Source organism: Photobacterium kasasachensis (assembly GCF_050336885.1).
Classification (GTDB): domain Bacteria; phylum Pseudomonadota; class Gammaproteobacteria; order Enterobacterales; family Vibrionaceae; genus Photobacterium; species Photobacterium kasasachensis.
The window spans coordinates 1-23428 of sequence record NZ_JAKJSH010000037.1; the positions used below are offsets into that span (position 1 = coordinate 1).

17 protein-coding genes are annotated in these 23428 nt (G+C 43.5%); 6 read left to right on the forward strand and 11 right to left on the reverse strand.

The features are described from left to right. The coding region (locus L4D19_RS29045) for a glycogen/starch/alpha-glucan phosphorylase (protein WP_428455263.1) at positions 1-1180 on the reverse strand (1180 nt) is incomplete at its 3' end. Between the two features lie 481 nt (positions 1181-1661). On the opposite strand from L4D19_RS29045, the gene malT reads away from it, so the two are divergent. The 5 genes from malT to L4D19_RS29070 all read left to right on the forward strand — a co-directional run bounded on the left by malT (position 1662) and on the right by L4D19_RS29070 (position 7741). Further along, positions 1662-4370, forward strand: coding sequence for an HTH-type transcriptional regulator MalT (gene malT / locus L4D19_RS29050; RefSeq protein WP_428455264.1), 2709 nt, complete (start codon positions 1662-1664; stop codon positions 4368-4370). A gap of 34 nt (positions 4371-4404) precedes the next feature. Continuing rightward, positions 4405-5082, forward strand: a complete 678-nt coding sequence (locus L4D19_RS29055; protein ID WP_428455265.1) for a DUF4336 domain-containing protein — start codon at positions 4405-4407, stop codon at positions 5080-5082. Positions 5083-5237: 155 nt separating this feature from the next. Continuing rightward, positions 5238-5513, forward strand: a complete 276-nt coding sequence (locus tag L4D19_RS29060) for a D-fructose-6-phosphate amidotransferase (RefSeq protein WP_160657358.1) — start codon at positions 5238-5240, stop codon at positions 5511-5513. 225 nt (positions 5514-5738) lie between these two features. Next, positions 5739-6479 carry a glycosyltransferase family 2 protein gene (locus L4D19_RS29065; RefSeq protein WP_428455266.1) on the forward strand — a complete coding sequence of 247 codons (741 nt, stop codon included), beginning with the start codon at positions 5739-5741 and terminating at the stop codon, positions 6477-6479. Next, positions 6473-7741: an LssY C-terminal domain-containing protein gene (locus L4D19_RS29070; RefSeq protein WP_428455267.1), complete on the forward strand. Its 1269-nt coding sequence runs from the start codon at positions 6473-6475 to the stop codon at positions 7739-7741. Before L4D19_RS29065 ends, L4D19_RS29070 begins: the two co-directional genes overlap by 7 nt. 57 nt (positions 7742-7798) lie before the next feature. On the opposite strand, the gene L4D19_RS29075 is transcribed toward L4D19_RS29070, so the two are convergent. From L4D19_RS29075 to L4D19_RS29105, 7 genes are all read right to left on the reverse strand, one after another. Then, positions 7799-8446 carry a CAP domain-containing protein gene (locus tag L4D19_RS29075; protein WP_428455268.1) on the reverse strand — a complete coding sequence of 216 codons (648 nt, stop codon included), beginning with the start codon at positions 8444-8446 and terminating at the stop codon, positions 7799-7801. 526 nt (positions 8447-8972) lie between these two features. Continuing rightward, the gene (modC, locus tag L4D19_RS29080) at positions 8973-10052 is read right to left on the reverse strand and encodes a molybdenum ABC transporter ATP-binding protein ModC (protein ID WP_428455269.1); all 1080 of its coding nucleotides are present in this window, start codon (positions 10050-10052) and stop codon (positions 8973-8975) included. Beyond that, complete coding sequence (modB, locus tag L4D19_RS29085) at positions 10046-10738, reverse strand: molybdate ABC transporter permease subunit (protein ID WP_160657349.1); 693 nt, start codon at positions 10736-10738, stop codon at positions 10046-10048. The genes modC and modB overlap by 7 nt, the downstream gene beginning before the upstream one ends. A 2-nt stretch (positions 10739-10740) precedes the next feature. Next, positions 10741-11511 carry a molybdate ABC transporter substrate-binding protein gene (gene modA / locus L4D19_RS29090; RefSeq protein ID WP_428455270.1) on the reverse strand — a complete coding sequence of 257 codons (771 nt, stop codon included), beginning with the start codon at positions 11509-11511 and terminating at the stop codon, positions 10741-10743. Positions 11512-12002: 491 nt separating this feature from the next. Then, the gene (locus tag L4D19_RS29095; RefSeq protein WP_428455271.1) at positions 12003-14231 is read right to left on the reverse strand and encodes a DUF262 domain-containing protein; all 2229 of its coding nucleotides are present in this window, start codon (positions 14229-14231) and stop codon (positions 12003-12005) included. Next, the gene (locus L4D19_RS29100) at positions 14228-16039 is read right to left on the reverse strand and encodes a DUF262 domain-containing protein (RefSeq protein ID WP_428455272.1); all 1812 of its coding nucleotides are present in this window, start codon (positions 16037-16039) and stop codon (positions 14228-14230) included. Before L4D19_RS29100 ends, L4D19_RS29095 begins: the two co-directional genes overlap by 4 nt. A gap of 295 nt (positions 16040-16334) precedes the next feature. Continuing rightward, the gene (locus L4D19_RS29105) at positions 16335-18032 is read right to left on the reverse strand and encodes a KAP family P-loop NTPase fold protein (protein ID WP_428455273.1); all 1698 of its coding nucleotides are present in this window, start codon (positions 18030-18032) and stop codon (positions 16335-16337) included. Positions 18033-18418: 386 nt separating this feature from the next. Here L4D19_RS29105 and L4D19_RS29110 point away from each other — a divergent pair, with 386 nt between their 5' ends. Continuing rightward, entirely contained in the window at positions 18419-20299 is a 1881-nt protein-coding gene (locus L4D19_RS29110; RefSeq protein ID WP_428455274.1) for a hypothetical protein, read from the forward strand. A gap of 218 nt (positions 20300-20517) precedes the next feature. On the opposite strand, the gene L4D19_RS29115 is transcribed toward L4D19_RS29110, so the two are convergent. From L4D19_RS29115 to L4D19_RS29125, 3 genes are all read right to left on the reverse strand, one after another. Next, complete coding sequence (locus L4D19_RS29115; RefSeq protein ID WP_428455275.1) at positions 20518-21477, reverse strand: toll/interleukin-1 receptor domain-containing protein; 960 nt, start codon at positions 21475-21477, stop codon at positions 20518-20520. A gap of 233 nt (positions 21478-21710) precedes the next feature. Continuing rightward, positions 21711-22553: a hypothetical protein gene (locus L4D19_RS29120; protein ID WP_428455276.1), complete on the reverse strand. Its 843-nt coding sequence runs from the start codon at positions 22551-22553 to the stop codon at positions 21711-21713. A gap of 410 nt (positions 22554-22963) precedes the next feature. After that, on the reverse strand, positions 22964-23356 hold the full coding sequence (locus L4D19_RS29125) for a hypothetical protein (RefSeq protein ID WP_428455277.1): 393 nt from the start codon (positions 23354-23356) through the stop codon (positions 22964-22966). Positions 23357-23428: the final 72 nt, after the last annotated feature.

The following is a 23428-nucleotide window of genomic DNA, read 5'->3' on the forward strand; positions in this document are numbered from 1 at the left end:
ATGATTTCCATGTGATGATTTCCATGTGACGAGGAAGCATTTGGGCAATCAGTGCTTCACTCCACGTTTCCAGTGCTTCAGGCAGCAAGGTGTGGTTGGTGTAGGCGAATGTCTTCGAAGAAATGGCCCACGCGGCATCCCAACCCAGTTTGTATTCGTCAATCAGAATACGCATCAGTTCTGGGATAGCGATAGTCGGGTGCGTATCGTTAAGCTGGATAGTCTCAAGCTTAGACAGATCTTCAATCTTGTTACCGGCACCGATGTGACGGCGTAGAATATCGGCAATCGAACAGGCACAGTGGAAGTACTGCTGCATCAGACGCAGTGCTTTACCCTGGTCATGGTTGTCGTTCGGGTAAAGCACCTTGGTCACGTTACCGGCTTCCAGTGCAGAGTACTGAGCACCTACATAGTCACCGTCGTTGAAACGTGCCAGGTTGAACGGTGCATTAGAACGGCACTCCCACAGACGCAGCGGGTAAACGCTCTTGTTGTCGTAACCAACGATAGGCAGGTCCCAAGCCACACCTTCAACCGTCATACCCGGCACCCAGCGACGGCAAGCGTTGCCATTTTCGTCAGTGTAAGCTTCGACATGACCGTATAGGCTTACTGTCTGAGAAAGCTCTGGGCGGATCACTTCCCACGGGTAACCTTCAAGACCACGCCATGCATCAGGTGCTTCTACCTGACGGCCTTCAACAAAAGACTGGCGGAACAGACCGTACTCGTAGTGCAGGCCGTAACCTACCGCCGGGTACTCTTGTGCAGCCAGTGAATCCATGAAACAGGCAGCCAGACGGCCAAGACCACCGTTACCCAGTGCAGGGTCACGCTCTTCTTCAAGTAGATCAGTCAGGTTATGACCCATCTCTTCCATTGCCGCAGCAACGTCTTCATACAGACCCATGCTGATCAGGTTGTTACCTGTCAGGCGGCCGATAAGGAATTCCAAAGAAAGGTAGTTCACACTACGCGCTTTCTCTTCTGCTAGTTGTTTTTCTGTTTCTAGCAGGTTGCCGGTACTGATTTCTGCCAGTGCTCGGCCCATCGCCAGATACCAGCTACGTGGAGTAGCAGTCTCTGAAGTATTCGCATAAGTCGTCGTCAGGTGTTTCTCAACGGCTGCTTTAAATGCAGCCTTGTCAAATTGTTGTGTATGACCATTTTTAGACATGGTTCAATCTCGCTCTAGGATTATTTCCAACTGGTGACTATGTTGCCTTCGTTTGTCAGGCAAAACATCCTCCTAACCAAGGGAGGATTAGGGATGAGTATGAGGGGCGTAGTTACCCAATCCCCCTCCCTAGTGTGACATTCTGCAAATTTCGAGGTGTAGACTGCTCCCTACGAATCACATAATGCAACTTGGTTCACAAGTTTAGACTAATCCACATGTGCAACATTGGGCTTAAATTTTAATGAAAGTTTCAATATATGTGAGGTAGCTCATAATTCCAGGGATGAGAAGACAGAGAATTACCGATTTTAGTATTAAGGTGGGTAAAGTTATGGCCCAGATCAAATGTCATGAAATTATTTTATTGCATGATTTTGATTACACCATGGAATAAAGCTCACCAATAATCTGCCTAGAGCAGTAGACTAATACCTAAGAGCTTTAATGGACCTGAAACCTTACATAAGATAGCAAGACTATGTGGATACCATCTAAACTGACACGACCGGCACGCCTTCATAATGCAATACTCCGCCCCCGTTTGCTGGAAACGCTAGATCAGGCTCCTTTTTACCGTCTTGTTCTATTTCGATCACCAGCGGGTTACGGCAAAACCACTATGGCAGCACAGTGGTTGAGCGAGCACCCACATACCGGCTGGTTCAATATCGATGAAAACGACAACGACACATTCCGCTTTGCTAATTACCTTCTGCAATCAATTAATAAGTCAACAAACAATGCTTGCCTGAAAACACAGGCAATGGCAGAGCGTAGACAATTTGCCTGTATGTCTACACTCTTTAGCGAGCTATTCGGTGAACTGAGCGATTATCACGAGCAAACTTATCTGGTACTTGATGATTACCATGTCATCAACAACGACGATATTCACGACGGTATGCGTTTCTTCCTGAAAAATATGCCTGACAACATCACGCTCGTCGTTACCAGCCGTACCTTGCCACCACTGGGTACAGCCAACCTTCGAGTACGGGATCTGTTAATAGAAGTCGATAACGATTTACTGGCATTCGACGAGGAAGAAACAGAGCGCTTCTTCAACAAGCGGGTTACTGACAATGTTGAATCAAGTGTACTCAAAACCTTACGCGAACAAGTAGAAGGCTGGCCGTCAGCCTTGCAGCTAATCGCATTACACGCACAACAAAGACCAAACAACCTCGTCGAATCAGCTGTATCGGTTGCAAACTTCAACCGGGGCCACCTCTGGGACTACCTGGCCGAAGAGGTATTTGACCAGTTGGATCGCGAAACCCAGCAGTTCTTGCTGCAATGTTCGGTTCTGGATATGTTCAATGCCGAATTGGTGACCGACCTTACCGGGCGAAGCGATGCTCTGGCGATGCTGGAATCACTTAACCGGTTTGGCCTATTCCTTAATACACTGGAAGGCGACAATAACTGGTATCGCTTCCATAATCTGTTTGCCGAGTTTTTACGCCACCAGCGTTATTCACAAATCCCGCAGCAACGTTCAGAGCTCCATTCACTGGCAGCCCGGGCATGGCTAAAACAAAACTCGCCGCAACAGGCTCTGCTCCATGCCCAAAAAAGCGAAGACAAGAGCCTCAGTGTCGAGATCCTGTCTGAGTTTGGTTGGGAAATGTTCCACCATGGCGAGCTTAAACTGCTAGAAGACAGCATTGATCATCTGGACAAGGACACACTGTTTAGTACCCCGCGTCTGGCCCTGTTACGCTTATGGCTAATCCAAAGCCAGCACCGCTATAACGATGTCGGTGAGCTGATTCTCGAATCAGAAGCCGAGATGCACAAACACAACATCGTTTTGAATGACGCGCTACAGGGTGAGTTTAACGCCCTGCGTGCACAGGTGGCCATAAACCAAAGCAAACCGGAAGACGCGCTAACTCTCTCCGAGCTTGCACTTGGCCAGCTTCCATCTACGACTTACCGTAGTCGAATTGTTGCCACCTCAGTTGTCGGCGAAGTACACCACTGCCTGGGTAATCTAAGCCGTGCGCTGCCTATGATGCAGCAAACCGAGAAAATGGCTCGCCAGTATCATGTTTACCACCAGGCGCTTTGGGCCCTTCTTCAGCAAAGTGAAATCTTACTGGCGCAAGGTTACGTTCAGTCCGCCTACGAGCAGCTGGATCAAGCGTTCAAACTTGTGAAAGAACAGCATTTGCAGCAAGTTCCGCTGCACGAGTTCCTGCTACGCCTTCGTGCCCAGATCCTCTGGTGTTGGAATCGCCTGGACGAAGCAGAAGAAGCGGCTCTGAAAAGCCTGGAAGTACTTGCACCTTTTGACGAAACCAAGTCACTCCACGCCTATTCAATGCTTGCCAGAATTGCCATCACCCGTGGCGAGCAAGACAAGGCAGCCCGCTACCTTGAACTGTGTAATAGCATGATGGACCGCTCCGACTACCATATTGACTGGCGAGCCAATACGGATTTGGCAAACCTGTTCTACTGGCAGCTCAAAGGCGATCTAGAGAGCATTCAAAGCTGGCTTGAAAAAGCCGAGGAACCGGAAGCGGCATGTAACCATTTCCAGCAACTGCAATGGCGTAATATTGCCCGCGCCTGCCTTAACGTGGGTGAAATGGAACGTTCACAGCTTATCTTGGATATGTTGCTTGAAAGTTGCGATAAGCATAATCTTATCACAGACAAAAACCGCAACCTTGTGGTACAAGCTGTACTCAGTAAGCGAATGAATGAAAGAGAAAAAGCACTGGCGCAGCTCAAAGAAGCTCTAGTGTTAACCAACAGCACTGGGATGGTTGGTATTTTCCTATGTGATGGCGCCGATATTTGCGACTTGTTGCAGGAACTTGTCGATGGTAAAGCACTTAGCGAGTTAGAGCTGCATCGTGCTCGTCAGTTGCTTCGAGAAATGACCAGCAAAGAGCGTAACCGCTCCGTACATTTCGATGAAAGCTTTGTTGAAAAGTTGCTTAACCTGCCAGATGTGCCTGAACTAATCCGCACCAGCCCGCTAACACAGCGCGAGTGGCAGGTATTAGGTCTTATCTATACGGGTTACAGTAACGAGCAAATCGCCTCAGAGCTTGATGTTGCCTCAACGACGATTAAAACTCACATTCGCAATCTGTATCAAAAGCTGAATATCGCCAACCGCCAGCAGGCTATCGAGACGGCAGAAAACTTACTCAAACTTATGGGCTTCTAGCCAGGCTAAGCTCATCACAGGTTAAGGATGACCTATGATTGAATGGAGCAGCAACCGAATTTGGTATCAGGATATGCCGTTCAAGGTGAACGGCATTCCTGTCGGCGCTCGTATGACCGTGATCCGGCTTGATGACAACAAGCTACTAATCCACTCTCCCGTCCAGCTAACAACGCAGCTGCAGCTTGAACTTACCAAGTTGGGAAAGATACACGCCATAGTTACACCAAATATGAACCACCACCTGTTTCTATCCGAGTGGTGGCTGGCCTACCCGGAAGCATACTTTTTCGCGCCGCCCGGCCTGCAAAACAAGCGAACCGATCTCGCATTTGATGATGCTCTCAGTGCACAAACCCCTGTTCTTTGGCGCCATCAGCTCTACCAGACCCTACTTCGCGGCAGTGACAAAATGGAAGAAGTTATCTTCTGCGATCCGGTTTCCAATACCCTGATTGTCGGTGATACCCTTTCCTGGCTTAGCCCCTCGACCAATATACTCACTATCAGCCTTGCCCTGCTTAATGGCTGCTACAAGACGCCTGCCATGCCATTGTACTGGCGCCTGACGTTTAAGGACAAAACACGATTGAGGCAGTCATTACAGGAAATCCTGACCTGGCCGTTCGATCGGATCATTCTTTCACATGGGCAGCTCATTAATGAAAACGGAAAAGCCCGATTCTACGACGCCTTCAAATGGGCGCTTTGAATCCGTTGCATTCCATCTTGTACCCCCGTCACATTTTGCTCTAAATCAATTTTGCCGCATTCATGCATACAGCAATTATATTTGTATGACATATCTCACAATATTATGCATACCAAGGAGTATATTCAAAGCGTGAAAAATGCGAGGGAACAAACATGAAAGCATCAAAACTTTATTTCAGAGATCTACTTGGCTTGACCTTGGTAGTCTCGGCTATTCTAGTTATGTTAGGTGGTATTTTTGGTGTTCTGGCTGTGCTTAATTACTTCTCCCATGAGGAAGCGCTGGCCAATACCTACATCCATGAATCAATACCTCTATTTATTTTCCTAATTCCCTCCTACTTGCTCGGCAAATTCATCAACCGTCCAAAGTGGGTATCAGAGGTTGAGGAATATCAGCTAGAGGCGGCCAAGAAAGCCAGCCATTAAAGTTAAGTCAGCCACTCCTTAGAGTGGCTGACTTGCGTATGCCCGTCCTCTTGATGATCCAGAATGGCTATGCGAGCAAATCAAAGCCTTCTACCTGCAATAAACACATTGAGAACTAACTCAATTGCATGAACAGAAGATGAACTAACCTCTCACATCCTATTCAGTCCCTTCAAAGCATAATTCTCTCATCAATTAAGCCAATTACGAATTTGAGAGGTAATTATGAATCCGATTAGTATTGTTGTGATCACCCTAAACGAAGAGAAACGTATCGGCCGTTTACTGGAAGATCTAAGCAAGCAAAGTCACCAGAACTTCGAAGTTATCGTGGTGGACTCCAACAGCGATGACAACACCTGTGAGGTTGCGCATGGTTTCGATAAAGCCTTGCCAGCCCTGACTGTTCATAAAATGGAAAATAGAGGAACCAGCCTAGGCCGTAATACCGGTGCCAAGCTTGCCTCCCATGAACGTCTGCTATTTCTAGATGCAGATGTGCGTCTAGAACCAACGTTCCTGACCAATGCCCTCCACCAGCTTGAAAAACGCAAGCTCGAAGTGGCCGGTGTGTATATGAGTGCCGAAGAGTTGTCCCTTGGCTACCGCCTTGGCTACGGACTGTTCAATGCCGGACTATTTGCTACATCCTTTTTCTTCCCGACATCAGTCGGTGCCTGCCTGTTTTCAACCAAGCGGGCCCATGAGGAAATTAACGGCTTTGATGAAGAAATCGTTCTTTGCGAAGACTGTGACTACGTACGCAGGGCTTCCGAGACCTGGCGCTACCGAATGCTGCCTGTCAGCTTCTGGTTCGATCCTCGCCGACTTGAACAGGATGGATTTTTCAAAATGGGGCTAACCTACCTGAAAGCCAATGTACGCCGCTTTTTTTTCGGAGAAATGCGCAATAACGAAATGAGTTATGAGTTCGGCCATTACAAGGACGCAGATAACAAATGCTAAATGCCAGCTGGTGGTGGTTCTTCGGCGGTAGCTTTCTCGATGCACTGATAGGGCCCAACCTCTTTTTTCCCGGAGAGCCCTTCTTGCTTGCTGCAGGCTACCTGCTAAGTAGCGGCGCAATGTACGGTGTCATATCCGTACTCCTTGGCGGCCTTATTGGCGATCAGCTCAGCTATTTCATCGGCCGCCGTTATGGCGTTAACGGACGCCGCTGGCTCTGCCAGCGTGTTCCTAAAACCCGAAGACCCATTGCCAGAGCCCGGCTGGTACTGAGAAAACGCGGCCCTTTGGTGGTCGCTATAGCCCGCCTGCTGGGACCGGTAGCCTGGATAATGCCCTTCATGGCTGGCAGCTACGCGCTTCCCTGGATGACCTTCACGGCATACTCATTAATCGGTCTTGTTATCGGTGTCGGACAATTTGTATTTGCCGGTTATTTGCTGGCGCAAGGAATCGAGTTAATGCCAGATCTCGCCACTATTACCCTGTTCCTGAAAGAACATAGCTTATTAGTCGTGGCTATTTTTATTGCTTCAGTGATCAGCCTGATACTCTACCGAACAAAGAGCTGGAAAAGGTGGTTGAACATTTGTCTGTGCTGGCTCGCGGTGATGGCCGGGGCGAATTATTATCATTTTTTTGCCAGCGATGCGTATGCATTTGAAACAAAAGAAATAAACAATACCCAACAATCACTGCATGAACTGGATTATACCGTTTATCCGGGTTTGGCTCCGGTATATCAGGCGCAACCAATCAATATCGTTGTTGTGGGAAATACACCGCAACAGCTCATGAGTGAATTAGGCTGGATTGAGAATGAAACATTCTCGCGAAATGACCTAACTCTTAGTCGCTATTTAAAGCTGCTTTCCAAAGAGCTACCGCCTATCTCTGATCTTTACTGGAATCAACAACCTCAATGGTATGCCTACCAACTTGCCGGTGATCTGGTTAACAGGAAGCATATTCGCTGGTGGTACGCTGGTAATGAGGAGCAGTCAGGAAAGCCTATATGGGTGGGTGCCGTTAGCTATGACAACGAACTAAAACTAGCTCACTACAAAGGAATAATTACCATCTTGCACGGTATCGACCCTGATATCGATATAGAAAGAGATGAACTGGCAGAAAAAGCCAGAGACTCTGGGTGGAATGTTGAATACCAACAGTTTGGCAAGCCTGTTGCGTATTCAAAAAGCCGCCACTATTTCAGTGACGGCCAGATCGTAATACTCTCGAAAGACAAGAGCACAACATGATTGAATCGCCGCAGTATCAAACAGCGGCGATATCTTCATTAGCAAGTGCCAACAAAATTAACGTGGACGGGCAAAAACCTGAGTCCAATAAATGCTATATTGCGCACTTGAGTTAGTCACTGATGAAGCGCCCATCTGAGTGTAGTTCGCACTCATGATGTTCTTACAGTGGCCAGGGCTTTTAAGCCAGCTATCCATTACCGAGGCGAGATCTCTCTGACCCGCTGCAATGTTTTCGCCCACTGTGCTCCAGCTATAACCCTGGTCAGAAACACGATCACTTGGCTGATCACCATTTAAACCGGTATGGCTGAAGAAGTTGTAGTTTGCCATGTTGCTAGAATGAACAAACGCCGCCTGCTCCAGGCTATAATCCCATGTTAATGCAGGTACTGCCGGCATCATCTGACCACCACAGTCACGAGCCTGAGCGCGGGCCGCATTCACTGCCGCTAGCATCTGGTCGGCAAAATCGCCATTCTGCGGATCGCCGTTACTTCCGTTATTGTCGCCGTTATTTCCGGAGTTGCCACCATTGTCAGAGCTACCACCATTATTGGAACCGCTGTTGCCGTCACCAGAAATAACTGATCCGTTCCCTGAATTTGAATCTCCGCCTGTAGCGGCGCCGTCATCAGAACCACCGCCAGAACCACAGCCTGTAACCAACAACGTAGAAAGAATTAATAATGATAGTGTGCGCATGGGTACATCCAGTATATGTTTAATTGAATTTATGATTTCCAAATAGACTTATATCGTATCCAAACAACAAAAAAGTATATTAAGAAAACTAAGATTTGTATCTCAGCCAATTCCTGACCAGCCTTAATGTGGTGAACAATATACTGACTCAAAGCTGAACAGTTCAATATGCAACGGTTATATTTCAAACATCCTGACACACTTTTAACAATACAAACAATACAGAAACGCTGTGCACAATCAAATATTTCCCTTTATATTCAATAATATAACCCCAGACAAAAGTGTAACTCACTTTTGTCTAACCTTTATTACAATGATGTACAGAATAACCTATCAATTTAATCGACGGCTGAACCAATACAACAGAAATAAATTTTGGAACTGATTTTATTTAGTGAAATAAGGATAAAAAAGACCACAAACAATTACCAACATTAACTTTATTGCCAGCATTATTTTGTGGTCTATTTCTAACTTAGCCAGAAAGCTTTTATTACAAAGTAAGTACTCGTTTTTTAATTAATTATACCCAGTCATCTTGAGTTACACTCACACCTTTTATTTGAGCAAATACCTCATCCCCAACTTTGATATTTAGCTCATCTGCTGCCCATAGTGTAAGGTTCGCCCATATCTGAGCTTCTCCGACTCGAAGTCTTACAGCAACTTTTTCCTCTTCATCAACAGAAAGCAGCTTGTCCACCCTTGCCGTCAATATATTACGGATACTTGTCTTTTCAGGCTTTGCCTTAGTTATCGAAACGTCATTGGAGTGAATTCGTACTCTTACCCATTCCCCTCGCTGCCTGTTAAGTTTGCTTACCCATAGGCATGCGTCGTGATTTAACATTACCTGAGTCAAAGCATAGTCCGGGTGGGTGTGATTTACCCGTGCGTTAATCAAAGAGCTTTGCTCCTTGGGCGGTAACCACGGACGCATTTCCGGTGAACCCCAAACACTATTTACATTCCCGGCAACAACCACTTTGCCCTGATTAATCATCACCATATGATCTGCAAGCCGCAAAATTTCATCGAGGCTATGGGTAACATAAAGAATGGGGGTATTGACCTGCTTGGCCAGCTTCTCCAAATAAGGCATCAGCTCGTGCTTGCGCGGCAGATCCAGTGACGCCAGAGGCTCGTCCATCAGCAACATATCGGGCTTTGTCAGTAATGCCCTGCCAATAGCAACTCGCTGCTTCTCACCGCCCGATAGAGATGACGGATAACGCTGTAACAAGCTTTCAATACCAAGTAGCTTCACGACAGCCTCAAAGTGCGCTTGATCCTTCTCTCGGCAGCCATAGGTAAGGTTTCCAGAAACGGTATAATGCGGAAACAAGCGCGCATCCTGAAACACATAACCGATTTTTCTTTTCTCGGGAGGAAGGTAAATGCCTTCTTCACTATCACACAGTATTCGATCACCGAGCTTTATCGCTCCTTTGTCGGGCTCACTTAAACCACTCAGTACATTAATCAGTGATGTCTTTCCCGTTCCCGAACGGCCAAAAATCGCGGTGATCCCCTGCATTGGCAACTCAAGCTTGATATCAAGATCTAGGTTACCGAGTGTTTTCTGAACATTAATCGCTAGCATTGGGTCTCCAGTCGGTTACGTGCCATTCTCGCCATCCATTCGGAAACCAGCAATGAAGCCAAAGCTATAGCAATTGCAATAATACAAAGGCGGGCGGCTTCACTCTCTGCGCCCGGTGTTTCGATGAAGGAAAACATAGCCAGAGGAATTGTCTGTGTCTCACCGGGAATATTCGAAACAAAGGTAATCGTGGCACCAAACTCACCCAGCGCACGAGCAAAGGCCAGAATGGTCCCCGTCAAAATACCCGGAGCTGTGAGTGGTAACGTAATGGTCAAAAAGACTTTCAGCGGACTCGCACCAAGTGTCCGGGCGGCCTGCTCCAACTTAGGGTCAACACTTTCCAATGCCAGACGAATTGAACGAACCATGAGCGGAAAAGAAACCACAGCAACGGCGATAACGGCTCCGCGCCAGCTAAAACTAAACGTCAGCCCGAACCAGTCATAAAGCGCCTTGCCGATCACACCATTTCGCCCCATCAGGGTTAACAGCAAATAGCCAATAACAACCGGGGGCAGTACCAAGGGCAGATGCACAATACCATCCAAGATGGCCTTGCCATAGAACCGACATCGCGCCAGCAGCCAGGCACACAAGATCCCCAGAGGCAGGCTAACCACCACTGCCACACCCGATATTTTTAAACTAAGCAGCAGTGCCTGCAGCTCATAATCTGTCAGCACGCTTAGTTAACTCCAAAGCCGTATTTTTCGAAAATCTCACGAGCCTGATCTGACTGCAAAAACTGGTAATAATCTTCGACTTGACCATTGGCCTTGTCTTTCACAACTGCAACAGGATAAGTAATTGCCGTATGGCTGTTGTTTGGCAACTCGGCGACCACTTTTACCTTGTTTGCAATCAGGGCATCTGTTTTATAAACAATCCCAAGCATGGCTTCTTGTTTCTCTACCAACAACAGCGCCGAACGGACATTACTCGCACGGGCCAGCAAAGGAGAAGCCTTCTGCCATAAGCCTATATTCTTCAGTGACTCCTTGGCATAGATACCGGCAGGTACGTGCTTAGGATCACCCGTCGCCAGTCGTGTACCATCCAGCGCCTTGGCCAAATCCCACGAAGCACTGATGGCAATGCTATCGGTTGGGTAAGAATCCGGAGCCACTAACACCAGACTATTGTTTAACAAACTTTTACGCGACTTCGGCTCAATTGCCTGCTGCTGCTCAACATAATCCATCCACTTTTCATTGGCAGAAAGATAGATATCAGCCGGTGCGCCTTGCGCAATCTGCCTTGCAAGTGCTGCAGAAGAGGCAAACGAAAGCGTCGATTGAGTACCCGTTTTTTCTTTGTATACCGCCGCCACTTCATTCATGGCATTAGTCAACGAAGAAGCGGCAAAAACTGTCACCTTCTCCGACGCCATCGCCAAACTCGACGCTCCCAGCGCACAACCTATAGAAAACAGATACGTTAACAAACGCTTGTTCATACTTTACCTCTAATATCAGCATGCTCAGTTATCGTTATATAGTAAGGTATATAACGGTATCTGAAAACCACTCTAGATCGCATTTATTTTGGGAAAGAAGGCAATAAACCGGAAATGCACAAAGAAAGCCGGAAGGACTTCTAGATGGCCATGTTACCTTAGATGGTAACAATGCATTTATAATCAGTGATTTACGAAGATATAACTCTGACGGCTCATCAATATGCTAAAAAGCCTTTTTCAAAATCCGTCAATTTATACCGTTTGGATGACAATTGTTAAAAATAAGAGATATGGCATTGTTACGCGGTCACCAATAGATGTGGCTTACATAACGAAAGAACAGAGCCACAGAAAGCTCAGGGTCTGATAGTTGTTGCTAGCACAGTTTTGGACATTTCCGAGATACATGTTTTGTTAGATTAGAAAGATCCTGATTAGGTGGAGTCTGGCAAATTGCCATGTCCAACTCTTCTATGGGTCATTACAACTCATGCAATAGCATCCTTCGCCACTCCAAGAGACAACAACAAATTCATGATCTTTTCTGGTGTTTCTACAACACTGTCAACTAGATATGATGGGTACTCTGAATGAGGAGTCTTCCTAACAACTGCGTACTTACTTTGCTTGAAACAAATACCAAACTCTTCATCGGCGATTTTTAGTTTCGCTTTAGGAGTCTCATCGCCATAGACATACTCGTAATTTAACAAAGTGATGTCATCTGGCAAGCTACCACTTTGACTAATACTTTGAAGCTTCAAGTTCAGAACAAAACTATACAACTCTGCGTGATAGCCTCTGCGGTTTGTTTTGGAAAGCAGATAAACCACCTCACCTTGCTTGTGTATCAAATTGTTTTTGCAGTAACGGATAGTTTCAGGGCTTTTGACTATCAGCTCTCTCCAGCCGTTAACACTGCTTGAATCGATTATTTCCTGTAGGCTTGAATTTACACTATCGAGGTCGCTACCGCTTATCTTATCAACCAGTACTTTAAAAGAAGGTTTAACTACAATTTTGAACCAATTCTCAGCTCTATCTCGATAACTTGTATTGTTTGGCATCCCGAAAGAAAACCTGTTGTAACCATCTTCAATTAAATAAAAATCTTGTGACAAAAGAGCTCTTTGGAGAAGGTAGTTGGGTGAGTTTAACACTTGTAAACTCAGCAGCGTGCTAACTTTGTCAGCATAGCTTTCAAATACACTTAGGTTTATATCGTTATCATTCTCTGCCATAACGAGGATAAACAAGAGCTTTCCATTGAGATAGCTGTGCGCCTCATATCGTTTTAGGGAACACTCCCAATTGTTGTCACTCAAGATCAGTCGGGCTTTTTGAATTTCTTCATGCCACTGCTCCTTTGCAAATCCACTAGTCTCGAAAGTTTCGTGCGTTATCCCTTCGTAGATAGATTGGCTTTGCTCTGAGAGTTGATGTAAAGCCTTGATTGAGGCAATAAATGAGGTCATATCATCAAGTCGATGATTATTGATTAAGTTATTGGTAACTCTGATCCAGCGAGACAATTGAACTAATGTGTTCTCATTCCATGATTCAACTTCAGGTGCATTCTCTGTAAAAACCAATAAGGCATAGAACTTAGCCAAAGAGACATTATTTGAAGCTTTTAGGACAATGTAAAATAGGTCAGTAATTTCATTGCTTTGGCTAGATTCGATAAAATCTAGCGCTTTGGTAATTCGAACTAGATCCTTTCTCTTGAATGCCTGTATTTTATTTAGATAAGAGTAAGGAATGTAATTACGGGAGTCCCGCATCTCCCTAAGCATAGATTTTTCGCCTGGTGTTAGTAATGTGTAACTGCCTACTGTTGTCTCACACCCGTGAAAAAAAGCGATTAAGTTAAAAAACCTCAGATAGGTCAGATCGAAGTCAACGTTTTCTTCGACACTATGCTTCCAGAATATATCTGTCCATTGCTGATCAACTTTATACTCAAATTGACTTGCTGGTAACTCATTTTCGACTTGATCAAACAACCAAGCTTTGAAGTTTTCGAATGCTGTTAAAGGCTTGCCTCTTGCATTCATCTTGATGTACAAGTCATCAGACAGCTTGAATGAATGTAGATTGAGGTACTGAAAGGTGATGTATGGCCTAACCGTATTTGTAAGCCGTTCATACAAATCAATATCAATGTTTTTGAACTTATTAGATATCGCATCTAGCATGCATAAACATGATTGAACCGTTGGGTCATAAATCCATGACGCGTAAAACCACTGGCTGTCACAAATCTGACCACTGATGTTATCCAGCTCTATAGTTTCAAAATGGGCAGATGTCAGAGCATTGAAAAACTCTGTTGTACTGTGCCTTGTCTTATATCTGAATCGTGATAAACCGTCTGATGTTACAAACTTATCTCGAAAAGACTCTAAGCGGTTGCTCTTCAAAGCTAAAAACCAGTGCAGGAGGAAGAGAGTCGTTAAGCGTTGTTGCCCATCGAGAACTGAAAACACGCCACCATCTTCTCCTTCAAAGCTACCGTACACAAAATCTAAATCGAGCGACGTTTCTCTATCTTCTTCAGTAACTAACAAAGCATCATGTAACGAGCTCAAAAACAAAGTTCTGACGTCCAGAGCTTCTTTTCTTCCCTGGGCATAATCCCTTTGAAGTATTGGTATTTCAATGGCCTCTACAAAGTCAAATAACCCGAAGAATGTTAAGCATTGTCCTTTGTTCATTTATAAACCCCTTCACCACAGGCTAAGCCATAGATTGTTTCAGCCATTGCATTTTGGTGATCTTGACTGTCTTTAGGCTCCCAAAAAAGCATCTTGTCCACATGTTTGCTGTAATACTTCAAGAAAACGTTTTTCGTACAAAGAGGAACAAACGTAGCTTGTTTATCTAGCTCAATCATTCGAAACCTTTTTATTGGGAAAACTGCGTTTTGGTAACTGCGGTTAGTATGACTATCCAGTAAAGTTAAATTTCCGACAGAGTTATCAACTTCATCACGACTGAAGGGATCATAGAGTTCTAAGATTTGTTGATAGATTTTTTCAAATTGGACTGAGTCAAATATTTTACTGTGTAACAGTTCGCAAGCACTTTCTTTAATAGTTCTAGCTTGTTCAGCAAAGCTCTCAGGACGTTCATTTGGCTCATATGTGTTCTCATCTGAGATATAGTCGACAACGTTTCTCAACCATACCTTTTGCTTATCTTTACTGTGAGGCATTTCAGAGGCTACTGATCTTATGTGTTCAATGTCCCACTCCTCATCTTTGAAACGCTCAAACTGAAACCTTGAGTTAGTTCTCGGGTTAGCAAGCAGACTTGCTATGTTAAACAACAACAGAACATTCTTTATCTTGCTGTCATTCCTTCCGTAGCTCAATTGCATAAGTTCTTCCGCTATTGACTCCAGTTGTAAGCAACTAAAGTTTGTCTGCGGAAACAAAGGAGCGAAAATTTTGTTCAACAATAATTTTTTAAATGACTGCTTAGTTTGAGATTTTTTCTGAAGAGAAAAGAGTTCATCAATAGAGCAGCTTCGGTTGGCTACTAAAAAACCCACTAAATGAAACAAAGCTCTATCATTATACCACTCTTCTAGAGTCATGAAGCACTGTTTTACCTTGAGCCATTCCAATGGAACGTTTTTGGATTTATCTGAAAGTAAGTGGTTGAACTTAAGGAATGTTCGTAAGGGGTCTGTTGTTTGAATTCCGTCGTCACATAACTCTTTTGCGGCAAGATCTAAAACAAGTTCTATTCTATTTGTTTTGTAATTTTTATTACTGATAAAGTACCAAAAGGCATCATCTTGAAGGCGTTTCTCTATGGCATCCCAGTCTTGGGCAATACTTAACTGCTGAAGGTATTTTCCACCTGTACTGTCATTAAAGTTACTAGACTTTAAGAACAGGGCTTTGACTAGTTCAGCGTTTACTAAAGGTATCTTACCAACGTTAAGGCGAGTGAAGACGGATGTTGCGTTTTCTGCTTCGCCAATCTCATACCATATAATTTTTACATTTTTTCCCACTTGGTCATTGTTAACCAAAGACTCAAACAACTTCATTTTATAAGTTGGAGCTTGCTTGCCGAGCCAGTTTTCAATTGCCTGCTTAGCTTCACATATGTGGAAAAAGTCGATGTTGTCATTACTTAGTGCAACATCAATGTTTTCCAAAAAAGCAGCACTATTCTCTCTTGTTTCGTAGCGTAACTTATAGGTACCAAGGCCAAAGATTGCGGCGACATCTTTAAGGCAACTCAGAATGATAAAGATTGTTGTAAGTCTTTGTTGACCGTCGACCAGCTCCCAGGTATCGCCACGCCTTTTTACTACAATCGGTTGCAAGCAGTAAAAGGCACTTTTAGGGCCTTCTTCTGCTTGTTGCTGAAACTCCTTGATATCATCGAGTAGTTCAGTAACTTGGCGTTTTGTCCAACGATACCCCCGCTGGTAAGCGGGAATAAAAAACGATTTATCTAGAAGTTCACTGATTGGTTTTAACACCAAGTCATTCTCTACTAACATCCATGTTCCTTAGACTATCTTGAATGGCAAGCGATTGCTGCCTGTAAGCAACTCTTGCATTATGTGGTAAGACCTCACTTCACTAGACACTACACTGATTAGAAAAAGTAGGTCAAACGTCCAACTTTAAAGTGTGACGGATAATTGCTCTAGCACGGAATAGGGCATTCCCTTGTTACGAAGTCTGTGGAATACTTTATATTTCAGATCACTTTTAATATGCCAAGACATGGTAATTAACTGTAAATATGCGGCCAGATTTGCTAATCCGCTACAGACAGCCTGAAGTAATGGGTTAAACGTCTAGAGCGGTGCTGAGCTCTACGAGATCTTTATATCGATCGTAGAACGATACTCGCTCTATTGGGGAGTTGCTGACACTACCTTCATCCTTTACTACACAATCTTCCTCAACCCAATGGCATCCGTACTGCAGCCAGTTATCAATATTGTTTATCGTCAAAACTTCTCCTCTGCTACTTGAACCTCTGTTTGCGCTCATCAGACCGGAAAAGGAGTTATCTCGACTGAAACCACTTTGCATCGAGCCGTGTATGTTATAGAAGTAGTTGCTTAAGGTGACTGTCGTGTCTGTAGGTAGATATTGGCTCTGTCTCCGGATTTTCATACCACCGTTATTCTCTAAAAACTCTGTAAAAAACGAGTTGGTATCAATGTGGATTTCTAATACTGTCTCTCCGAGAAAAAGATTGTGAGCAAAGGTATTCCATGCACTTTGTGAGTTGCCTGAAAAGATTGTCTTGTTCTTTAGCTTAGTGAAGAACTCTGGGTATTTTTCCTTCATGCACATTAAGATAACCAAATAGTACAGATTCATAGCACTTCCTGGGCGCATATTGGTGATGGTCGAGGCCAACCTTTCCATCACTTGGATAGCCTCTCTTGCAGACAATCCAAATGCTCGCAGTATCGCTGATAGGTTGCGTTTTTCTATGTCAATCTTCGTTTCCGTATCATCGTTACCTTTCTCTGCTTTATCTGCACATCTCGGCCATACTGTCAGTCCACTATCACTCAAGCCTGACATTGAAATCTTGTGAAGATCGCAATGTACTTCCAAAAGCTGCTCATAATCAGTTTCTCTCAGCGTGTACCTAGCATCGAAGAAACGCCCAAGGTAGATACCAGCATCAAAACCCTCCCCATAGACAGCTTTAACAGCATGCTGTAACTGTTCAGTGTCCGTCGCCACAACAAAGACAACGCCTTTAATGTTGAAGATGTGCTTTATTGTCTCCAGCATTTCTACGGCGTAGCTCGGACGGCAGCGGTCTAATTCATCAATGAGGACGAAGGCCGGGTAGTTTTTATCGGTAAGCCCTATTACTGCCTCAAGCCACTGACAGACACTTTCCTTCAAGGCTGAAATTGCTTTAGCTTTTCCATCATGTTCGTCCAGCATGTACTGTACAGCTTTAGACGCAGCGGCACTCATATCTAAAGGTTTATCGTCTTCATCCTTTAACTCAGATTCTGCGTTCGCTTCCTCGGCATCATTCATAACAGCAGCGAAATCAATACCAGTAAACTTCTTAGTTACCCCACCAACAATGGCTGGAGCTAGAGCTTTAAATAGACCTCCAGCCTTGCCAACTACACTGAACATTGTCTTGTCTTCTGTCTTACCAGCTTGCTCTCGAAGTTGCTTAGTCATAGAAGAAATTACCGTCATCAACGGATCATCTGAATAGTCCTGCTGCCAAGCATCAACATAGACAACGGGATGATGCGTTTTTAGGTCTTCAGCCCAACGACGAAGGAAGTATGTCTTACCACTACCCCATTCGGAGTTCAGGTTGAGAACGTAGTTTCGCTTCTTGTCATCATTTTCCGCGCTCTCGTCATACCCCTTCGACGCAAGGAAATTTGTTAGGTACTGGGCGTACTTAGCACGGTCTAGCGTGTCTTTGGGGTAATGAGCACTTTCAATCGTTGTTGAACTATCCCAGTTAATTTCTACATTCTGAGGCATGTGAACTCCAATGCATTTAAGTACCAAGCATGCTCTGTTTTTTTATGCTAAAAAGCAATGAATTGCGGGTGGGTAGTTCCGGTTTCTTGAGGTATGTCGAGGCTGCATGAGGGAATGATGGTTCCGGCACCCAAAATAGCAGTCGACTAGATAGGCAATGACTAGGTGTTAGGAAAAATAATGTCAAATGATGGTACAGAGATTTGTGGCTTGATCTGCCGCTAGATTGTTTTGGGGCAAATTCGAGTGAGATCATCTACTTAATTTGGCTTATATTAAATTAATACAGATTATGCATAAAAGCTTGGAGGAACTTCACAATTGAAGAGCTGTACTCCTTTTTGTTATAAACCTCCCTCAACAATATAGGAATCAACGGAACATATATGACCTCCCAAAAGCCCGGTCGCAAACCTGCTTGTGGATCACTTGTAGGAAAATACTTCATTGTCCCAACAGATGACGGATTGTCTAAACATACAATTCTTGATTTGGTTTCTGGCGTAAATGGCAAAAACACATTGATCAATTGTGACTCATGTGGAATCAACTACTATCATGATCTTCGACCAGTATACTTCTCAGATAACATTGCCTCAGATAGTAAGTTAGATGTCATCCCCGAAAGTAGTGACAGACGCCTCAGAGTTTATGAGGTTGGATGCTTCTGTGTGGAGAAAAGCAGAATAAGGAAACAAAAAAAGCACTTCATTTTTAAAGAAAATAAAAATGAAAAACACCCTTTTGATAACCCTCATAGAAGCATCTATGCTCCCCAGAAAGTGATAGAGTTTTACGAGAAGAAGTTCAAAAAATGGAAAAGTGATGGATGTGAGGTTCAATTCAACTTTATTCCTGAACTAATTGGTTCTACTTTCGATATAGTAACTGGAGGTGAAAAACACACAATTACTTTTGAAAGGATCATTGGAAAGGGGAAAGAAAGAAGAGGTGTATTTTCATGCTCTAGGTGTACTAACCGTTTTTCGGGCTTAGAATTTGAAATTAATATTTCGAATATCGAAAACAACCTTCCTTGTTATTGCGGAAAGAGAATCCACCAAAATTTAGATTCTAGTTTCCGGAGCAAACATACTAACAACAAAGTGATGCTTATAAGTGAAGAGAGAGGACACTCGTTTGAAGGATACTATGAAGATGATGATTGTAAGAATATAGTAAATGTGGCTAAGGTTGACAGGGAAAATCATGTCAAGCTCAAATGTCAGAGACACCAAAAAGAATTCGTAAAATTAGTTAATACGTATCTCAACTCGAACTCTAGTTGTGACAAGTGCCTTAGCGAGAGCATACGCAACCATAGAACCCAATCAAACGAAATACTAACAGCTAAAGCTAAAGTTAATTATAACGATGAGGTTAAGATTGTTAGGGGCCCGAATGGCACCATACAAGTTACATGCTTTAAATGTGCAGAGCACGAATTAGTAATCATGGGAATTGTAAAGCAACCTTTTATTGCAAATAATATACATAACCTTACAGCTAAAGGTCATCTCCCCTGTCTTTGCTCTGGTAAATCTAATCTCACAAGGGAGCAAAGAGAGCAACAGTTGAAAATCATGCTAGAACAAGAAGGGCATGAATTTCTTGGCTGGCTAACCCCTAACGAAAATTTTGACACTAGTCAGAAGTTCAAATGGTGCTGTAACAGGTTGTTAAATAAAGAAAATGAAGTACTGTGCAGACATAAAAATGTCGACACAAGCGTGGATAATTTCATTTACGGGAATAAAAGATGCTCAAAATGCAGCCGTAGCGGTAGAGATTTGTGTGAAAAAGAGCCTGGCTGGCTATATCTATGCTTACTTTCCAATCACAAAATCGAGCAAGATTACATCAAAGTTGGTGTAAGTAGACAGCCTCCATTTCAGCGTCTTAAGGCCCTTAATAATGAAGATGTGTCAGCGCATCTCATTCGAGTTTTACCAAACTCATTGGGAGGTAAACTAAATCAGTTGGAAAGCGATATTACTGGGATGATGAGCACCTCAGGCATAATTAGGGCTGTTAAAGGTGAAATACCGAGTGGCTACACTGAAGCGTGCCGATATAATGAAAAACTATTATCTGAAGTGCTTGATTATATAAACAAATGGAACGATAAACATTCTATCGATGGTGGAAGGGGTGGACTTGTATCTAATATGTTCATGAATCCAGAGATAAATTATACTTGGGAGCAATGGTTTGATAACTTCGAACAATGTAATTTAGAGCAAGCGAAAGTGCATCTTACATATTAAAACATAGATTGAGTGGACTCCCCTGTTTTCACTAGACAGATTTTAGCTGCTCGAACACGTTATATGATGCCCCCTCAAAGCCTTACATGCATAAGGAAAATTTGGTCAAATGTCAATTTGAAGAAGTGAGATGCTGAGTGGTGCTGTGTAGAAAAGGGGGCAGTTCCGAGTCAAATTGCCCCATCAGCACACTGCTGGATAAAATCAACCATAGCGCTTCAACTAGCAACAGATTGCGTTAGTTTCTTGTCCAGCTCTCCAATGATGGCGGTTGTCATTGCCTGAATTGAATGAATAGCAGAATTGAAAGCAAACTTGTCTGCCAAATGAAGGTTGAATTCAATTACCTCATCAACGGTGATTCGGTGCCAGATCGGAAGTATCGTTTTACCTTTATGGACTTCTTTGGCATACAAACTTTGCAGTTCTATTTCCGGCCAGCGCTTTTTGATAAAGTTGGGAGAAAGGATMACAATGCCAAATGTACACTCATTCAATCCCTTATTGATGGAGGCGCTTAAGCTGTCACCGATAGATAATGAATATTCGTCGTACCAGACCTTAACTCCCTCTGATATCAATGAGTCAGCTAACTCTCGCACGATTGAATCTTTATCCTCTGAAGCATGACTGATAAATACGTCTACTCTTTCTCTTTGCATGTTTTTTACCCCTAGTTCCAGCCCAACAAGCTGCTTGAATGATTCATCCATTTTTCTTAATTCGCTAGCATACGTCCTATCAGCGATAGCCTTCTGTTTTGCTAGCTTAGATTTTTTTAAAACTCTTTGATTTACCTCTCTCTCCCGCCGGGCTTGAGCCTGAATAGCATTCCACTCTTTAAGCTTCCGGGTTTGGCTGCTGTCTTTTAACTGTTGCTGGATGGATTTACCTTTTTTAGCTTTCTTCTTTTTTCGGGAGGGCAGTTCAGCAGAGAAATGTTGTGGATGATTGCTTTTAACTTCTTTTAGTTCAGCCTTTTTACGCTTGTATGATTGTTCTAACTGATTAAGCGTATTGGTCAGCTTCTTGTGTTCCTGGGAGCCGGGATTAGCTTCTGACATGCGCTTTAATGTGTTCTTAATTTTTTCATCCATCTCATCAAGTTTTTTTTCAATGCTAATTGATTTTTTGAATCTATCTGTCGAACACCTAAAACCGACTGGAATCTTAGTCATAACGAGTCCATTATTTTTTTAATGTCATAGAGGATATGACGTGCCCCCACTTTTGAGTTCATTGAAAGGTGAGGAACATTAGTCAACCAAACACATATTGATGCATCAGAAAAACTAGGTCAAATAGCAAGCTTCAAAAGTGTTGTGAGCAACTACTCTAAGTGATAACGGGGCATAAACGTGCCAGACGAAAAGGCTGGCACAGATCATAGAAGCCCAATTATCTTGTTAGCTTAAATCGTGAAGAAGAAGTCGATTTCTTTGATTGTGAATACTAGCTGCTTAGTTTCATTGTCCACTTCCAGACCAATTGTTGCACTGTTAAGCTCTTCACTACACTGAGCTGACTCGAGTATTTGAGGCATATTGGCTTTAATAGTTTCAAATTGATGATTGAGCATAGCGATGACTTTCTGCGAATTTATAACAGCATTTATAGGTGAGCCATTTGCCGTAACTCCACATCCTGGGTTCATATACTCAGTGCCGTCATTAACGATTATATTGGCGTTAGCATGCTTGTCTCTTAAAGTTTTGTACTCAGCCTCGGTTAACTTTTGCATTCCAGAGTCCATCCTGAAAACTGACATTCGATCTGCCCAGTTTTCATGCATAACTTCAATTAAATCTAAATCACACCAAGACCGGTGATTGAAAATACCGATGATATGAGCATAAGCATTATCAAAGTGGACAAACAACAACTCACCAGTCCTTTTTACAAAACCATCACTTTGGCACTCATTGCTTAGGTGCAAATGTTGAATCCCCCAATGCGACAGCATGTCATCGTCATAGTCCAGTTGCTTGAGCTTCCTACTTTGATATTTCCTTAAAGGATTACCAGTCTGAATATCGCTCTTAATGGCTGCATATGCAGACTGAAACTCATTTGGGACAATAAAACCATTCGCTTCTTTCACTTCTCTGGGAATACTATCAATAATTCGACATTTATATCTTTGATAGGAATAAATAGGATCATAATGATTAGGAGTCTTGACCTTAAACTCGTCTAAGATTTTACGTTCGCAGTAGCAAGTGTAGTCATCTAATATCTCATTCCGAAGATCCATATGCCCTCTTTAAGCTAACACCACTAAGACGGCTAAGAGCCGTTGACTGTTAATCTATGATGCCGTCTCTCCTTTAGCACTTCAATTGATAATCAGTAGGTTAGCGATAAAAAAGAGTGACTAGACTGATAAACGAGGCATAATTCCTAGCTATGCTTACAAGGCACCTACTTCGAATAACTTTTCGTAGGGCAAACTCGCATTAACAGAATGTGAATCAGCAAAACTACTAACGTGAAAAGGGGCAAAGGTGAGTCAGAGCAGATCACAGAGTCAGAGCAGTTCGCCCTGACTCGTCACTGGACAGAAACGTGTTACAGTTGTTACTCTATTGTGGCTGGTTAGCATTAGTTTAATTAGGGTAACATCTAACTCAGCTGCGCGGTTGTTACGTCGGCTGAATTTATATGTTAGCTATTTTGTTCAGCTTTTTCTTCGGCAATTTCTGTTTCTAGCTTGGCTTTTTTATCAGAAAGTTCTGCTGACATCTTTATGGCTCTGCCAAAAAACATTGTTAGAAGCAGCAACCAAGATATAGTGATAATAAAGATGAACCCGAAGAATAGCCAAGCAAATACTCCTTTAAATGGAGTTTCAAAGCCGAATATTGACGCGGATACGTGTACACCAAGAGCAAGAAGAGCAAGAAAAGTGGGGAGCCAAAACGAAGCGATAATTTCAGTCATCATGAACGAATGGCGCGCCAATTGAGATAATTTTCTCTGACTTTCTAGTTCAGCTATCTCATGCTCTAGACGTGCAATTCTTAACTTCCTATCTTCTTGTACTTCATCAACTTCCATAGGTGATCTCCTCCGGAGAACTAATACCCGCATAAAGCGGACGAGTGTCGCCTGTAATGCGATTTATATATT

Bases quoted from the DNA above. Each gene is read 5' to 3' on its own strand.
- L4D19_RS29120 (WP_428455276.1), bottom strand. From the start codon at position 22,553: ATGGATCTTCGGAATGAGATATTAGATGACTACACTTGCTACTGCGAA.
- malT (WP_428455264.1), top strand. From the start codon at position 1,662: ATGTGGATACCATCTAAACTGACACGACCGGCACGCCTTCATAATGCA.
- L4D19_RS29095 (WP_428455271.1), bottom strand. From the start codon at position 14,231: ATGAACAAAGGACAATGCTTAACATTCTTCGGGTTATTTGACTTTGTA.
- L4D19_RS29065 (WP_428455266.1), top strand. From the start codon at position 5,739: ATGAATCCGATTAGTATTGTTGTGATCACCCTAAACGAAGAGAAACGT.
- L4D19_RS29125 (WP_428455277.1), bottom strand. From the start codon at position 23,356: ATGGAAGTTGATGAAGTACAAGAAGATAGGAAGTTAAGAATTGCACGT.
- modA (WP_428455270.1), bottom strand. From the start codon at position 11,511: ATGAACAAGCGTTTGTTAACGTATCTGTTTTCTATAGGTTGTGCGCTG.
- modC (WP_428455269.1), bottom strand. From the start codon at position 10,052: ATGCTAGCGATTAATGTTCAGAAAACACTCGGTAACCTAGATCTTGAT.
- L4D19_RS29060 (WP_160657358.1), top strand. From the start codon at position 5,238: ATGAAAGCATCAAAACTTTATTTCAGAGATCTACTTGGCTTGACCTTG.
- L4D19_RS29110 (WP_428455274.1), top strand. From the start codon at position 18,419: ATGACCTCCCAAAAGCCCGGTCGCAAACCTGCTTGTGGATCACTTGTA.
- L4D19_RS29055 (WP_428455265.1), top strand. From the start codon at position 4,405: ATGATTGAATGGAGCAGCAACCGAATTTGGTATCAGGATATGCCGTTC.
- L4D19_RS29100 (WP_428455272.1), bottom strand. From the start codon at position 16,039: ATGTTAGTAGAGAATGACTTGGTGTTAAAACCAATCAGTGAACTTCTA.
- L4D19_RS29070 (WP_428455267.1), top strand. From the start codon at position 6,473: ATGCTAAATGCCAGCTGGTGGTGGTTCTTCGGCGGTAGCTTTCTCGAT.
- L4D19_RS29075 (WP_428455268.1), bottom strand. From the start codon at position 8,446: ATGCGCACACTATCATTATTAATTCTTTCTACGTTGTTGGTTACAGGC.
- L4D19_RS29105 (WP_428455273.1), bottom strand. From the start codon at position 18,032: ATGCCTCAGAATGTAGAAATTAACTGGGATAGTTCAACAACGATTGAA.